Genomic DNA, 13,872 nt, shown 5'->3' on the forward strand with positions numbered 1-13,872 from the left:
ATAAGGAGAAGACTGATTATGAAAAAATCTAATATGATAGAAATTATGATATATGTAGTGTTTATTGTCTTGGGTATAATAGCACTTTTTTTCTTTCAGCCAAAGGAAATAGAATTTAAAATACCAAGGCAATTTGAAATAAATCAGCAACAGGGAGGAATACAAAGTGATACTTTACTTGACCAGTAAAATATATATGAATATATTGGATTTCTTGAAAGATGAAGAAGAAGTTCTTATTAAAAAATATGTAGGTGAATTCAGCCTGAAAGAGTTTTTAGGAAAGTCTATACAGCGATTAGGTCATATAGAAACCATAGTTATTGATAGAACATGTATAACAGATACTGAGGAACAGATTGTTAATGCAGTTAAAACATTTAAGTTATATAGTAAAATTAAGATAGTATTTTATATGGCTGAACAAAATGAAAGCCTAGTTCATAATCTAATTGAATTAGGTATATTTAATATTATTACTCAAACAGAAGTTAAAGCTTTAAAAGAGGAAATAAAGATGTGTTTGTTTGATAGTATGTCAGAAGATTATATTAAAAGAAAAATAGGACTATTGTGTGAAGATGTGCAACAAAGAGAACTGGATTTTAAAGAAAAGCAAATTACTATTGGGGTTGTAGGTACACAAAATAGAGTAGGTACAACTACAATAGCTATGCAGTTTGCAAGTTATTTAAAAAGTATTGGTGGAATTGTAAGTTATATTGAAACTAATGATAGTGGACATTTAAAGTTAATAGCTGAGTATTATAAAATGCAACAGAATGGTGATGGTTATTTTTACAACGGTATTGCTTATGAGAGTATAAATTCAATAAATGAAACAGTCTTTGACTTTATGATATATGATTTAGGGGTATTGAATAGTAAAACAGCAAAAGGGCTTATAAACTGTGATATTAGGATTGTGTGTGGAGGAAAGAAACCACATGAGTTACCATACTTTGAGAAGAGTGTGCTGATGCTAAAGGAGGTTAAGAAGAATATTGTTATTAATGGATCTAATAATTGTGCTGAAGATACTGTATATGTGGCTATGCCTTGCAATAATATGTTAAATGAAAAATCTAACATGAGGATATTTGGAGATATTACAGAAAATTATTTTAGAGGAGATGTAAAAGATGAATAAAGGTGAAGTAATCAATTTAGTATATAAATCAGATTTGAGTAAAAGAGCTATGCTTGTTATTCTATATTTAATAAATAGAGCAGATCCCAATATGACATGTTTTCCAAGTGTAAAACGAATAGCACAAGATTGTAGTATCAGCCCAAGAACAGTCCAAAGAGCATTAAATGATATCATAGAAACAGGCTTTCTTAAAAGAGAAAGCCGTTTCCATGAAAAAGGTGGACAAAGGTCTAATTATTATACAATTTTAAAAGGTGAAGTAAAGATTAGGGAAGAGAATTTGTTCCAAGATGAAATTATTAGGGATGACAATGAGATTAAAGTAGAACAACTTCCTAAAATATCAGTATTTCAACGATTAAAGCAATCACTGGGTGTCATCTTGTCATAGGGGCTGAGTAATGTTGACGTACCTTTAATTATACATCTCTATTGGTAGGGGATATTGAAAAAGAAATATTATTAGAAATTGAGTATAGTGGATTAATGATATATATTAGCTAGAACAATTGATAAGTAGAGTAGTTAATTAGGGAAAAATGATATGTTGTGTGGGGTTAAATGAATTGTAAATAACAGATAAAATTGTTTTTAAATATAAAAAGTAGTATAATATGATTGGTTAATATTACATATATTTTAGTCCGATTAATTATAATGATAGTATTAAAAAATAATAAAAAAACATGGGAAGAGTGCGTATAAAAAAACTGTTACTTATTTATATCCTAACGAGTATGAAGTATCAAATTTAAAGATATTTCAAGATACTAACAAGTCAAATAAGAGGTTATTACTTCACAGAAGACAATTTAAAAGTTATTAAAGATTTCCCTTCATCAAAAAATTATGCAGTATACTTTCTTTTTGACGATAGCTTAGAATATGAATCTTTAGTATATATAGGGCAATCAGTCAATGGTATTGAAAGAATAAATGATCATATTACAACTAAAAGTTTTTGGTCATATTGTATTATGTTTGTTACAGATAATAATTCATTTGATAAGTTAACGATTGATTATTTGGAGTATAAATTCATTGAAAAATTTAAACAGAGTAGTTTTTCTCTTACAAATAAAGATATGAAAGAAAAGAAACCTATTATTAGTGTGTTTGATGAGGCGAGACTTAATTAATTTATAAATCAAATTGAATTTTTATTAAAAGCAGAAGGGGTTAATATCGATGTTAATAAAGACAATAGTATTGATATAAAATATTACTATCCTTCAAAATCCTATAAAGCTAAACTTTTTGTACAAGATGGACGTTTTATCCTTGAAAAAGGAAGCCTAAATAAGAAGACCTAATGAATCTAGTAAAGAGTGTAAAGATAATTTTTATGAAAGATATAATGATATCATAGATAAATATCTTTCAGAGGGGAAAAGCTGTTAATCAAATGGTACTATTGCAACTTGTGTTAATTTAGAATTTAAAAAACCATCAAAACCTGCTGAACTTGTATCAGGAACATCTCAAAATGGATGGTTGTTCTTTAAAGAGCTAAATGAATTTAGACAAAATGATAATAACATATAAAAAAAATAAATATATCTTTACTACCAATATAGATTCTATGTTTGTTATTGAAGATACTAACTCATTTATAGATAATCTTAAGAAAAGCTTTAGTAAAAAGTTGGTATGTAAAAATATATTGTACGAAGACATAAATAGAAGATTAGTACATTTATTAAAAGATGAAGATATCAGAAAACTAGGATTAGAGAAAAATAGCGTAAGGCTTGAGATTCAAAGTATAGCTATTACAGATTATGAAACAGGTCAGCAGAAGATTATACAGTTAAATAGTTCTGCAAAAGAGGCTATTAAATCAAGATATGATTCTTTAAGCCAGACAGGTATTGAAAAGAGTATTAGAAAATCCAATATTGAGGGATTACATTTTTCAAAAGAATTTTTTTATACCACAAAGAGAATACAGAATTGTAGATTTTGGTATGACAATTAATAATCCTCAAAATATAACTCTTAATACTGGTGTAAATGGATATTTAATCGATTTTAACATGAATTGTAGTGAATATAAAATTAAATTTACTGAGGAGGTCTGAAATGGCAACTTATAAAGAAATACAAAGCTACGTAAAAGACAAATACAACACATCAATAAAAACCTGCTGGATTGCAGACATGAAAGAATATCATGGGTTAAAAATGAGAGTAGCACCCAATAGAATCTCTATGGATTCGAAAACTTATCCTTGTCCTGAAGATAAAAAAGAAATGATAACAGATGCTTTCAAGCAATATGGGATGTTATAAAAGAGGAGGTGGCAATATGGATGGTATAGATGTTAGCTTCATTTTAACTGTTGCTGGTACTGTTCTAGCAGTAGTTGGTATTGGATTGACTATTTATTTTGGTGTAAGTCATGTTACCAAAAAGAATAACAAAAACAATACAGAAATAGATAAATCGTTTAATCCAAAAGCTTCTAAAAATTCAAACATAAAAATGGAGATAAAGGATTCCTTCAATACTAAGCAAGATAATGGGAGTAAAGACTAGTATGGGAATATTTGATAAAATTATAAGGTGTTTCAGAGATGACGACACTAACGAAGACTCATTAACAGCGATTACAGAGACTAAATTTGAAAAATCTTTCAATCCAGTTGCTAAGAATGGTGGAAGAGTAAAACAGAAGATTGATGGTTCTTTTAATACTACAATATATAACGCACCAGTAACATATGTTGACGGTTCGATTCTTCCAGTTCATCATGGATTAATAAAAGCACGTAAAGGTGAAATTAAAGCCCTAATGGATGATGGGCTAACTGCTGAAGCTTTAGATGCTTATTTAAGACTGCAAACTAACTTGATTGGAGAAGCGTTATCAGTCGATGATAAGTTTTATTTATTGAATGGTATATACAACTGTAAAGTTAATCTACATGTAGAAGAGGTTGAACTAGAGACTTTAAAGGTAAAATTAGAACTTTTGAGTGATGCTACTGATTATCATAAGTTTATCTACTTAACTGCGATTAGAAAGTTTAATAGTCAAGATATAGAAGCTACAATACGTCTTTGTAATGAAGCCAACACAATTAAAGAAGATTATGTAAAGTCAAAAGTTTTGAGAATAATTGCACAAGGTATTAACGAGGAAATTAAATATGAGGATGGCTTAACCCAACTAGAAGCATTTAGAGAAGTATATACTGATGACACTAGAGAATTATCAAATGTTGTTTGTGCAAAAGGTGATTTATCATATTCACTGGGGCACTATGATGATGCAATAGTATTTTATACTGAAGCAAATGCTATACATCCAATGACTCATTTTCAACTTGGGATTGCAATGTCGTATTTCTATAAGGCTACTAGTAAATCGACTGATAAAGGGTATATTACTTTTGATAAACTCGACTTTGATGCCTTATATGAGGCAGTTAAAGTATTCGAGGAAATTCTTGAGATTATGAAAACTAAGAAGGATGTATCAACTCTTACTAGAATGATGCCATATTATTTGAATGCACTGGAAATGATTGATGAACCTCAAAAGGTAATTGAATTATCAATGAATACCGAGTATATCGATGGTTTAGAATCGCAAGAATTAGCTAAGTTAAAGGCAAATGCTGAAGTGAAACTAGGTAAGAAACCAACTGATATTTCAAGTGAATTAAATCCAACCGAACAATTAAAAGTAGAAGTTACATGGTTAATGCATCATGGTAAGTATGGTAAGGTTGTAGAAAAACTGCATGGAGTAATAGATTCTATCTTCAAAGGTGATGAACAAATGCTTGCATTCTATTTGATTGCATTAGGTAAAAGCGATAATGCTTTGTTTAGCAGTGAATTTGAGAAATACAGTGAAGGTAGAGAAGATGAAGTCAAGTTTAGATTAATTTGGATTCAACACTTAGAACATATTGGAGGGATTGAAGAAGCAGAAAGAAAATTATCAGCTTTACTAGAAGAAAATCCAAACAATATTGTTATTGGAGATGCTTATAGATTTTTTAAGAGACATGGGTTTGTTGATAAAGCTTTTGAGATTACAACAGCAGTAATGGAGAATAAGTTTTCTGTGTTAAGAACTGATTTATCTGAGTTCATAAAAACACATTTCTTTACGATATTGGAAAGTAAAGATTATAGAGAATTGGATAGATTTTTTAATCAAATCGACTTTAGCATATTGAGTGATAAAGACAGATTGCAAATTGAAATTGAATATCTTGTCACTAAAGGAGAAGTTTTTTTAATAGCTGATAAATGTATTGAATACTCTGAAATAACAGGTGATTATAAGACTGCTATGAAAGGTGCCTCTTTTTACTTGAAAGGTGGGAATCTAGACAAAGGAATTGAAATATTACTTGATTTAATTAGTGAAAAGAAGGTTTGTACTGCCGATGTTCACATCCAGCTAGCACAAGCTTATGTGTTAAAGGGAAAATATGATGATGCCTTTGAAATGGCATTAAAAGCTAAAGAAATTGACCAAGACCACTATAAATCTGAGAGTCATAGATTCTTTGTTTCATTAAGTTTGAGAGTAAATCGAGTTGATGAATCTGCTAAATACATGGGCGAATATCATCAAGAGTTTCCTAAGAATAACTGGATAAAATCAGTCCGAATCATTAAAACTGATGATGAAGGAAATGAAGTGCTTGATAGAAGTGAGTTAGATGCACTACTTGGCAATGGAGAAGCTTACAATGCTTTTAGAGAAAGATTCTTTTCATATGAGATTGGATTATCAACTTATATGAAAATACTAAAAGATAATAAGCTAAATTTTATTTTTAATGAACTAAGACACAGAGGGAAAAAAATTAAAATTGCAACAGGTCAAGTGGCACAGGTAAACGAAAGTGCGACAATAATTGATAATACTATCATTGTAGATTCCATATCTCTTTTTGTGATGATTGAATCTGGTATTATAGGTTTATTAGAGAAATTTGAGAATGTATATGTACTATTCTCTACTATTGAGGCTATTCAAGATTCATTACTTATGAATGAATGTAAAATTCTTAGAAAGGCTTTAGATTTTATTCATAATGCTTCAAATGTTAAAGTTGTTCCAATACATTCATCAATACTAGAGGATGAAGAAGCTTTTTTAACAGAAACTTCTCATTGCCTATGTTATTCATATGAGAACTCTATTCCTTACCTAGCAATGGATTTTAATCTTAAAAACTTTAAAAGCGAAAAGTCTGAATTTGTTGTTGATATTATAGCAGTATCAAGAGGTTTGTGTTTAAAAGATTTGGAGAATAGGGCTGAATATTCAAAGTACAACAATTGCTTGTTAAAAGGAAACTATATGTTTATAAGTTTTAACGCTTTTGAGATGTATGATTCAATTATTAACTTAGAAAGTTTTGATGATTTAGAAGAAGAATTAAGCTACTACTTTTGCATGAGTAGGTTCTGTGATTATAGCAGTTATATAAAAGTGTACAACATGTTTTTAATGATTATTGAACAGAAGGTAGACAGAGAGATTTATCTGAGGTGTGTTGTAGCAATGTTTCAGTATCTAAATAGATACCTTGGGAAAACACAATATTACTATAACAATTTACTTAAGATAATTGACGATGTTAATATAAAAGAACCATTCTTTAAATCAAATAATATTGTAAATGAGTTTATGAACTACTCTAATTATGTTGACGAAAGAGAAGGACAAAGATTTTATGATGCCTTAAAAAAAGATTATAATTTTGTTAAACTTGATGCGATAATCACTTCCATTATAAACGGATTGTTTTCATTCTTTGGTCGGTATAAAAACAAACCAGAAGAGTTTAAAATCCTGTGGGATTTAATGAATACTCATATGAGTAACATAGATAGACAATTTGCCGAAATTTTATTAAGTGAAATGAAAAAGATAAATGAAGAGACAGCCTAGTTTAGGCTGCCTTTTGCTAAAATAGCTACACAATTGGTAATGAAGAAAAGTTTTGAAAGAGTAAACTTTTACTTCATACTATCAAAATCATCTTTGGTAAATGTTAGAATAATATCTAGCTTTCCGCCAAACACACGGTTATGATATGCAAAGATGTATTGTTTAAGCGTGCTTCAGCACGTTCATAATCTAAAGTGTATGTTTCTATGTACGGTGAACTGTTTCATAAGTGACTGCGGTTTTTAGTACATTATTATTGAATTGTAGTTAAAATTGAAAACTCAAAAGGTTGTAGACCACTGATGATTACTAGACAAGTAAGCTATATTAATTAAAGCTTAAAGGTTTTGAATTAATTAAGGTCTTTATTCATAGAATAAATATATATTGTTTTTGTTTTGGTATTAAAAAAAAAGGAGATGAATAATGTTATGAATAAGACTATGATTCAATATTTAACTCTAAGTGAATTAATAAAAGTCTATAGACTTACTAACGTAAAACTTGAAGAAATTTTAGATGAAGATTTAATAATAGTATCATATTTTATTGATAGTATAGTGAGAGATATACCACAAAAAGATTTTATAATATTGATACCAACTAATGAAATTATTTGTGGTCATAAAATATTGTCATTGGTTAACTTGTTTTTTGACAATGTGCTAAAGTTGAACAATTCTGCATTACTAGATGTTAGAATAAATGGAAAGAAATATAAACAAATAAATTCAAATATTAGAGATAAAATCGAACTATCAATATTTAGAGTTATTTTTGTAAATGATGTATATAAAATGTATTATCAGTTTGAAATTTGTTAAAATATGTTATACAATAATATTAATATTATTAATATTTGAAAGGAGATAAATATGGTAATTGATGAAATAAATAATGATGATGATTATTATGATAATGATGACCTTTATAATATAACTTCTTGGGGGGCTGATTTATCTTTTAGAGAGTTAATATCAATGTATAAGGAAGGGGAAATGATTAAACCTGAGCTACAAAGAAAATATGTGTGGGACAAGTCTGAAGCAAGTAGATTTATAGAGTCTTTGCTTTTGGGGTTACCGGTTCCTAGTATATTTTTAGCTAAAGTTGAAAAAGATAATAAGTTAATAATTGATGGTTATCAGAGGATTATGACAGTTTATGACTTTGTTGAAAGGGGAATCTATTCAAAAGATAGTTCTGTATTTAAATTGTCTAACTCTAATAAAATAAATAAAAGATGGAGGGGTAAAAGCTTCAAGCAGTTAGAACCTGAAGAGCAAAGAAGGATAAAAAGTACTACAATTCATGCCATAATCTTTGAACAAAAAACACCTAAAAATGATTCGAGTTTGTATCAAATATTTGAGAGAATAAACACAAGTGGCAGAACCTTAACAGCTCAAGAAATAAGAAATTGTATCTATCAAGGGAGTTTTAATGATCTTCTTTTCAGGATTAATGAAAATTCTAAATGGAGAGAACTTTATGGTGGTAACGTAGATAGTAGAATGAAGGATATAGAGTTTATTCTTAGGTATATTGCATTATCAAAAAATTTCTTACCTACAGACAAAAAGCAAATTTCACTTAAAAAACATTTAAATCATGTAATGAAGATATTAAGGAATAGTTCAGAAGAAGATATTAAAAGGTTTGAAGAAAGTTTTAATAATACAGTTAAATACATTTATGATAACTTTGGTTGCAGTGCCTTCCATAATCCAATGTCATTAAGTTAAGAAAATAGAGTTTCTGTATATTAATAATGCAGAGCTCTTTTTTTATACGATTTTATATTAATCTTTTAAAAAATGCTTGACATTTACCCGAAAATTTGTGGCGAAGCCTCTTAAATGAATTATTTAAAGGAGGTTTAGCTATGAATAATACTTATGCTAATACAATTAAAAATCATCTATATGACAGTATCTCTGAACTTGATACTATTTCATCTTTATTTCTTCAAAATCCTGAGAAAGATTTTACTCGTATTAGAAAACTTGATTTTAGGACAATGGTAGAAATTCTTCTAACTATGGGTGGTCAAAATTTGAAGCTTGAAATTATGAATTATTTTTCCTTTGGTATTAATACACCTACTGCTTCTGCATTTGTACAACAACGCCATAAGATTTTACCTGATGCTTTCAATTATCTTTTCCATGATTTTACTAAAAAGGCTATGAACTTTTCTAGAACTTTTAATGGATATAGACTTCTTGCCGTTGATGGTTCTAACTTAAGTATTTTCTATAATCCTGATGACACTGAAACTCATTTTCCAAATCGGGCTAATGCGAAAGGTTTTAATCACTTACAGATTAATGCTCTTTATGATATTTGTAATAAAATTTTTGTTGACGTTGAGATTTATCCTGGACGAAGACAAAATGAAAGAAAGGCATTGCTACAGATGATTGATCGTATGGAAGACATATCTGACAATACTATTATCATCGCTGACAGAGGATATGAGGGTTATCATGTTTTTGAGTATATAAAACAGAAGAACTTGAACTGTCTATTTAGAGTAAAAGATATAACTGGCAATGGAATAACATCCAGCCTGAAGCTTCCACATGAAGATTGCTTTGATGTTGATTATCGTATATTAGTCACAAGAAGACATACTAAAGAAATCAGGACCAATCCAGACAAATATAAGTGTATTAGAAAAGGAAATCGATTCGATTTTCTACCAGTAAATTCAAAAGATACATATCCTATAGAGTTTAGAATTGTAAGATTTCCTATTTCAGAAGATACCTATGAGATATTAATTACTAATCTAAATAGGAATGACTTTCCAATTGAAAAATTAAAAGAGATATATCATATGAGATGGGGAATAGAGACTGCTTTTAGAGAGTTGAAATACACTATCGGTCTTATTAATCTTCACTCCAAAAAAGTGGAATTTATAGTACAAGAAATATATGCTAGACTTATAATGTATAATTTTTGTGAACTAATTACATTAAACACTGTTATAAAGAAGACCAAAGGTACTACTAAACATATGTATCAAGTGAATTATACTATTGCGATAGCAATTTGTAGACATTTCATTAAATATAAGGGGCATGAGCCCCCCGATATTGAAGCACTAATTGCAAAAAATATTTTGCCAGTTAGACCTGGTAGAAAAGACCCTCGAAAAGTCAAAAAGCAGGCTACTGTAGTTAGCTTCTTATATAGAATAGCATAAGGAAACAAAATACTCAAATGTATTTTCTAAAGCAGAGATATCTCTGTTTATTAATAATGCCAAAAATAAAATCTTAACAAGAGGTAAAAGTAAAACTCATCTATTGGCAACCATGAAAGCATCAATAGATGAATTTTTATATCTGTCAAAGGCTTAACTTAATGACATTGTTCCATAATCTCTCATCAACTAATAATGAGCTTGTAAAGAAGCTTAATCCAACAGTGTTTGATACGATAATGGTATCAACACATTATATGTTAATAAGCGGTAATCATATTTCAGGGTGCGGTAATCTTGAAGAAAAAAGATTAGAACTGCTTAGGGATGAAAAGTTTAAAGAATATACTAGTGAAAGGACCACAAATATAGTTAACATCTTAGGCAGATTTTCTAGGGGTGCCAAGATATTATATGGTATTGAATATGAATAATAACAATGTAGATAGAGAGATACAAGACTGTATAACAGAATTAGGTAAAATAAAACTAATTATTGATCAAGATAAATTAAGATCAACAAATCAATATCTTACAAAATACAGTATTATTAGGGCATGTGGCTCAATAGAACGAGCTTATAAGGGTTTAATATGTGATTATGGTAATAGCTATGATATTCAAACAATTGGTACATATATTTATAATACAGTAAAGAAAAGTTCTATGAATCCTAGTTATAGTAATATGATTAATTTGTTAAAAAAATTTAATGAATCTTGGGGGACAGAATTGAAGGAAAAAGTGGATAATAGGGAAAATTCATCAAAATTAAGAACTTCACTAGAGTCGTTGAATATGGTTCGTAATCAATTCGCGCATGGTGGAAATCCAACTATAACAATTGATGATATCATAGAATACTATAGTGATGCTATTGTTATCCTAGAAGATTATGAGGCGGTACTGCAATAGGAATATTAATACATATCATCGTAAAAGTTTATAATTTAGTCCTACCGGTTTATAACTCCATTATATGGGGATATAAACCGTTTATATTCTATATAAAAACTTGCCGATACATACAGTGGGGTAAACTGTATCGTAAGTAATATGATTTGCTTATCAACTACCCATTATCCATATTAGTTGAAGTTGGAATGGAAAGATTATGGTGAGGATTCTTTTAAAAATGCTTTAGATGCAGTTCAAAAACATATTGAGTATTACTCTACGCTAGGAAAAGGAGATTTAACAGGGCTACAAGCTATTTTAAATTAGATGAAATAGTTTTGTTTTTAAGTATATTGCTAATTAACCAACTACCCAAATAAAAAGGAGAAAATATGAGTTTTACATTTACAGATTGGAAACATAGAATACGAAATAGAGCTGATATTACTGGAATGGTTACCCATCTGACTAAACCAAGTGAATTAACTTTTAATATGTCAGATGAAGAGATTAATTTAAAAGCAGTAGGGAATTTAATTAAGATACTAGAAGATAAAAGATTAAATGGAAGTGATACTAGTAGCGGATTTATAGTCGGTAAGAGACCCGTAGTTTGTTTTCAAGATGCTCCATTACATGGAATAATTCAAAATGTTGAATATGAGTTAGAAAAACGAAATAGTACACAAATAAAAAAAATCAGATATTGTGGAATTGGATTATCTTTTTCTAAATTCTATGTCTATACTTATGGTGGAAGACCTGTAATATATGATAATACAATAGAAGCAAAAAAATATCTACCTGAAGAACATTATTGGAGAATTGTAAATTTTATTTTAGAAACACCTAATCCTAAAATAATTGATTGGACTCATGAAAGGGAATGGAGAGTGCCTGATGAATTTATATTTAAATATAATTATACACATGTAGTACTTTATGATAAAGCTACATATGATTATTTTTTAGAAAACTGTAGTAAAGAAATAATTAATAAATTACATGGTATAACTATTCTCAAGAGTTTATTAATGTAAACTGTATGAACTATAGATACGATATATTTTATGTACATAATTCTCAGGGTATATAAACAGATTTTTTTAGAACTATATACAGTGAAGTGTAAAGGAAGATAATGTTGCAGGAAAAAAGATTGAAAAATATTAGGATAGGCTTCGATGAGTGAGGTAACATTTTATAATAAAATACTCCCTCTTGCTACGCACATCTCTTAAACGGGTGCGAGTATCGCCAACGAAGGAAACGAAGGAAGGTTCTGCGAGTCAGGTTCAGAGACGTCGGGAGTACGGTATGTTATGTATAATTATATTATATTCTCTTTTGGGAAATTATTATAAATAATTAATGAATAAATGCTTTGGAGGAAATCTCATGGGTGAAAGAATAGAAAAATGGACTATTGAAATGATAAAACAAGGTGTCAGTGAACAGCATATTGACAATATGAAAAGAAAGAGATTAAGAAGTATATGTCCTTATGTGTGTTACTATGATAAAGAAAAAGAAGGCAAATTTCTTACTCTAGTGGATATTAAAAAAATAATTGGGATAAATACTGGTTGGATTACGGCTGGAAGAACGGTATATAACTTATTTTTTTCAGTAACAGGTGAAATTTCAGATTCAGAAATAGAGTCACTTCATTACAATAGAATTAAAGAAAATATTGATAGTTTAATTAGTAATGGGATTTCATATCAGCACCACTTTTATGTAGATAAAAGCAGAGAAAATATATTAAGAGATGGGTTACCCAAACTTCAATATTTCCAAGATGATGATATATATTTTTCAGGAGCTACACATAGGACAATAAGTGCAATGATGTTTAATGCTCCTAAAATAATTGGTTATGTAACTACGTATAAAAAAAATGAAACTAAATTTGCCAATTTTCAGATTTATAAGCAAGTACAACACAAATGGAACCATCTTATTGATATAGAATTAAAATATGTTGAATTAATTAGCGACTCCTATAATGAATATATAACCCTTAAAATTAAAGATTTTCCACAACTAAAATTAATAAAATTTCAGGATCCTATTATAGAAGCAGAGGATCTAGATTTTGACAATACAAATAAAATCGAATTATTTAAAGAAAAAACTAACGAATTAATCTATAAAATTAAGGAAATAGATGAAGTCTATTCTAAAAAATTGAAGTTAATTTTAAAGATTCCATTAGTCTTTTCATTGCTAAAAACATTTAAATGCTATTTTTTTTATAGTATATTATATGAATTTAGATATCAAAAAGATCCATATTTAAATATTGACCAACCTATAGATGAAATAATAAATGGGATTAAAAAAAAGTTATTTTTAGATATAATAAATGAGAACAAACCTATTAAGAGAAATTATGAAAGGTATTAGATACAAGGTTATTATTTTTATACTAGGATCAAGTTGGGTTTTACTTTACCATAGAAAATTTATAGAAAAACTATCAGGCTTAATACTAGAAGAAGATTAATAATGATATGAAATTTAATAATTCTAAAAAATAAATCATTATAATTTTTGTATCAAAAAACAAATTAATTAAAAAAGAGGTTAATTAAATACAAAATTAAAATGGAAGAAAGAATTATTATATAAGGTAGTTATACAATATTTCAAGATATCATGATATAATAGAGATTAGC

At 28.4% G+C, this 13,872-nt stretch carries 15 protein-coding genes; all 15 read left to right on the top strand.

What is annotated here, in order from left to right:
• The first annotated feature begins 18 nt into the window (after positions 1-18).
• The 15 genes from HYG85_RS20380 to HYG85_RS20450 all read left to right on the top strand — a co-directional run bounded on the left by HYG85_RS20380 (position 19) and on the right by HYG85_RS20450 (position 13,600).
• Positions 19-189, top strand: a complete 171-nt coding sequence (locus HYG85_RS20380; protein ID WP_212691209.1) for a hypothetical protein — start codon at positions 19-21, stop codon at positions 187-189.
• Positions 167-1,150 (top strand): hypothetical protein, encoded by a 984-nt coding sequence (locus HYG85_RS20385; protein WP_212691210.1) that lies wholly within the window; start codon positions 167-169, stop codon positions 1,148-1,150. The genes HYG85_RS20380 and HYG85_RS20385 overlap by 23 nt, the downstream gene beginning before the upstream one ends.
• Positions 1,143-1,544 (top strand): helix-turn-helix domain-containing protein, encoded by a 402-nt coding sequence (locus HYG85_RS20390; protein ID WP_212691211.1) that lies wholly within the window; start codon positions 1,143-1,145, stop codon positions 1,542-1,544. Before HYG85_RS20385 ends, HYG85_RS20390 begins: the two co-directional genes overlap by 8 nt.
• A gap of 586 nt (positions 1,545-2,130) precedes the next feature.
• Entirely contained in the window at positions 2,131-2,292 is a 162-nt protein-coding gene (locus HYG85_RS20395; protein WP_212691212.1) for a GIY-YIG nuclease family protein, read from the top strand.
• A 374-nt stretch (positions 2,293-2,666) separates the two neighbouring features.
• The gene (locus HYG85_RS20400) at positions 2,667-3,131 is read left to right on the top strand and encodes a hypothetical protein (RefSeq protein ID WP_212691213.1); all 465 of its coding nucleotides are present in this window, start codon (positions 2,667-2,669) and stop codon (positions 3,129-3,131) included.
• Between the two features lie 104 nt (positions 3,132-3,235).
• Positions 3,236-3,445 (top strand): RNA methyltransferase, encoded by a 210-nt coding sequence (locus HYG85_RS20405; protein WP_212691214.1) that lies wholly within the window; start codon positions 3,236-3,238, stop codon positions 3,443-3,445.
• Positions 3,446-3,461: 16 nt separating this feature from the next.
• Positions 3,462-3,692 (top strand): hypothetical protein, encoded by a 231-nt coding sequence (locus HYG85_RS20410; RefSeq protein WP_212691215.1) that lies wholly within the window; start codon positions 3,462-3,464, stop codon positions 3,690-3,692.
• A gap of 1 nt (position 3,693) precedes the next feature.
• On the top strand, positions 3,694-7,080 hold the full coding sequence (locus HYG85_RS20415) for a tetratricopeptide repeat protein (RefSeq protein WP_212691216.1): 3,387 nt from the start codon (positions 3,694-3,696) through the stop codon (positions 7,078-7,080).
• A gap of 431 nt (positions 7,081-7,511) precedes the next feature.
• The gene (locus tag HYG85_RS20420; RefSeq protein ID WP_212691217.1) at positions 7,512-7,904 is read left to right on the top strand and encodes a hypothetical protein; all 393 of its coding nucleotides are present in this window, start codon (positions 7,512-7,514) and stop codon (positions 7,902-7,904) included.
• A 51-nt stretch (positions 7,905-7,955) separates the two neighbouring features.
• Entirely contained in the window at positions 7,956-8,825 is an 870-nt protein-coding gene (locus tag HYG85_RS20425; protein WP_212691218.1) for a DUF262 domain-containing protein, read from the top strand.
• Positions 8,826-8,965: 140 nt separating this feature from the next.
• A complete protein-coding gene (locus HYG85_RS20430) occupies positions 8,966-10,294 on the top strand; it encodes an IS4 family transposase (RefSeq protein ID WP_212691219.1) in 1,329 nt (442 codons plus the stop codon).
• A gap of 128 nt (positions 10,295-10,422) precedes the next feature.
• The gene (locus tag HYG85_RS20435; RefSeq protein WP_212691220.1) at positions 10,423-10,728 is read left to right on the top strand and encodes a hypothetical protein; all 306 of its coding nucleotides are present in this window, start codon (positions 10,423-10,425) and stop codon (positions 10,726-10,728) included.
• On the top strand, positions 10,721-11,209 hold the full coding sequence (locus HYG85_RS20440; RefSeq protein WP_212691221.1) for a HEPN domain-containing protein: 489 nt from the start codon (positions 10,721-10,723) through the stop codon (positions 11,207-11,209). The genes HYG85_RS20435 and HYG85_RS20440 overlap by 8 nt, the downstream gene beginning before the upstream one ends.
• A 374-nt stretch (positions 11,210-11,583) precedes the next feature.
• Complete coding sequence (locus HYG85_RS20445; RefSeq protein ID WP_212691222.1) at positions 11,584-12,231, top strand: DUF2971 domain-containing protein; 648 nt, start codon at positions 11,584-11,586, stop codon at positions 12,229-12,231.
• 358 nt (positions 12,232-12,589) lie between these two features.
• A complete protein-coding gene (locus HYG85_RS20450; RefSeq protein WP_212691223.1) occupies positions 12,590-13,600 on the top strand; it encodes a hypothetical protein in 1,011 nt (336 codons plus the stop codon).
• Positions 13,601-13,872: the final 272 nt, after the last annotated feature.

The sequence above is a fragment of the Vallitalea guaymasensis genome (genome assembly GCF_018141425.1).
GTDB lineage: Bacteria > Bacillota > Clostridia > Lachnospirales > Vallitaleaceae > Vallitalea > Vallitalea guaymasensis.

Coding starts and splice junctions, on each gene's coding strand:
- HYG85_RS20380 (WP_212691209.1), top strand. CDS start 19: ATGAAAAAATCTAATATGATAGAAATTATGATATATGTAGTGTTTATT.
- HYG85_RS20390 (WP_212691211.1), top strand. CDS start 1,143: ATGAATAAAGGTGAAGTAATCAATTTAGTATATAAATCAGATTTGAGT.
- HYG85_RS20395 (WP_212691212.1), top strand. CDS start 2,131: ATGTTTGTTACAGATAATAATTCATTTGATAAGTTAACGATTGATTAT.
- HYG85_RS20400 (WP_212691213.1), top strand. CDS start 2,667: ATGAATTTAGACAAAATGATAATAACATATAAAAAAAATAAATATATC.
- HYG85_RS20405 (WP_212691214.1), top strand. CDS start 3,236: ATGGCAACTTATAAAGAAATACAAAGCTACGTAAAAGACAAATACAAC.
- HYG85_RS20410 (WP_212691215.1), top strand. CDS start 3,462: ATGGATGGTATAGATGTTAGCTTCATTTTAACTGTTGCTGGTACTGTT.
- HYG85_RS20415 (WP_212691216.1), top strand. CDS start 3,694: ATGGGAATATTTGATAAAATTATAAGGTGTTTCAGAGATGACGACACT.
- HYG85_RS20420 (WP_212691217.1), top strand. CDS start 7,512: ATGAATAAGACTATGATTCAATATTTAACTCTAAGTGAATTAATAAAA.
- HYG85_RS20425 (WP_212691218.1), top strand. CDS start 7,956: ATGGTAATTGATGAAATAAATAATGATGATGATTATTATGATAATGAT.
- HYG85_RS20430 (WP_212691219.1), top strand. CDS start 8,966: ATGAATAATACTTATGCTAATACAATTAAAAATCATCTATATGACAGT.
- HYG85_RS20435 (WP_212691220.1), top strand. CDS start 10,423: ATGAATTTTTATATCTGTCAAAGGCTTAACTTAATGACATTGTTCCAT.
- HYG85_RS20440 (WP_212691221.1), top strand. CDS start 10,721: ATGAATAATAACAATGTAGATAGAGAGATACAAGACTGTATAACAGAA.
- HYG85_RS20445 (WP_212691222.1), top strand. CDS start 11,584: ATGAGTTTTACATTTACAGATTGGAAACATAGAATACGAAATAGAGCT.
- HYG85_RS20450 (WP_212691223.1), top strand. CDS start 12,590: ATGGGTGAAAGAATAGAAAAATGGACTATTGAAATGATAAAACAAGGT.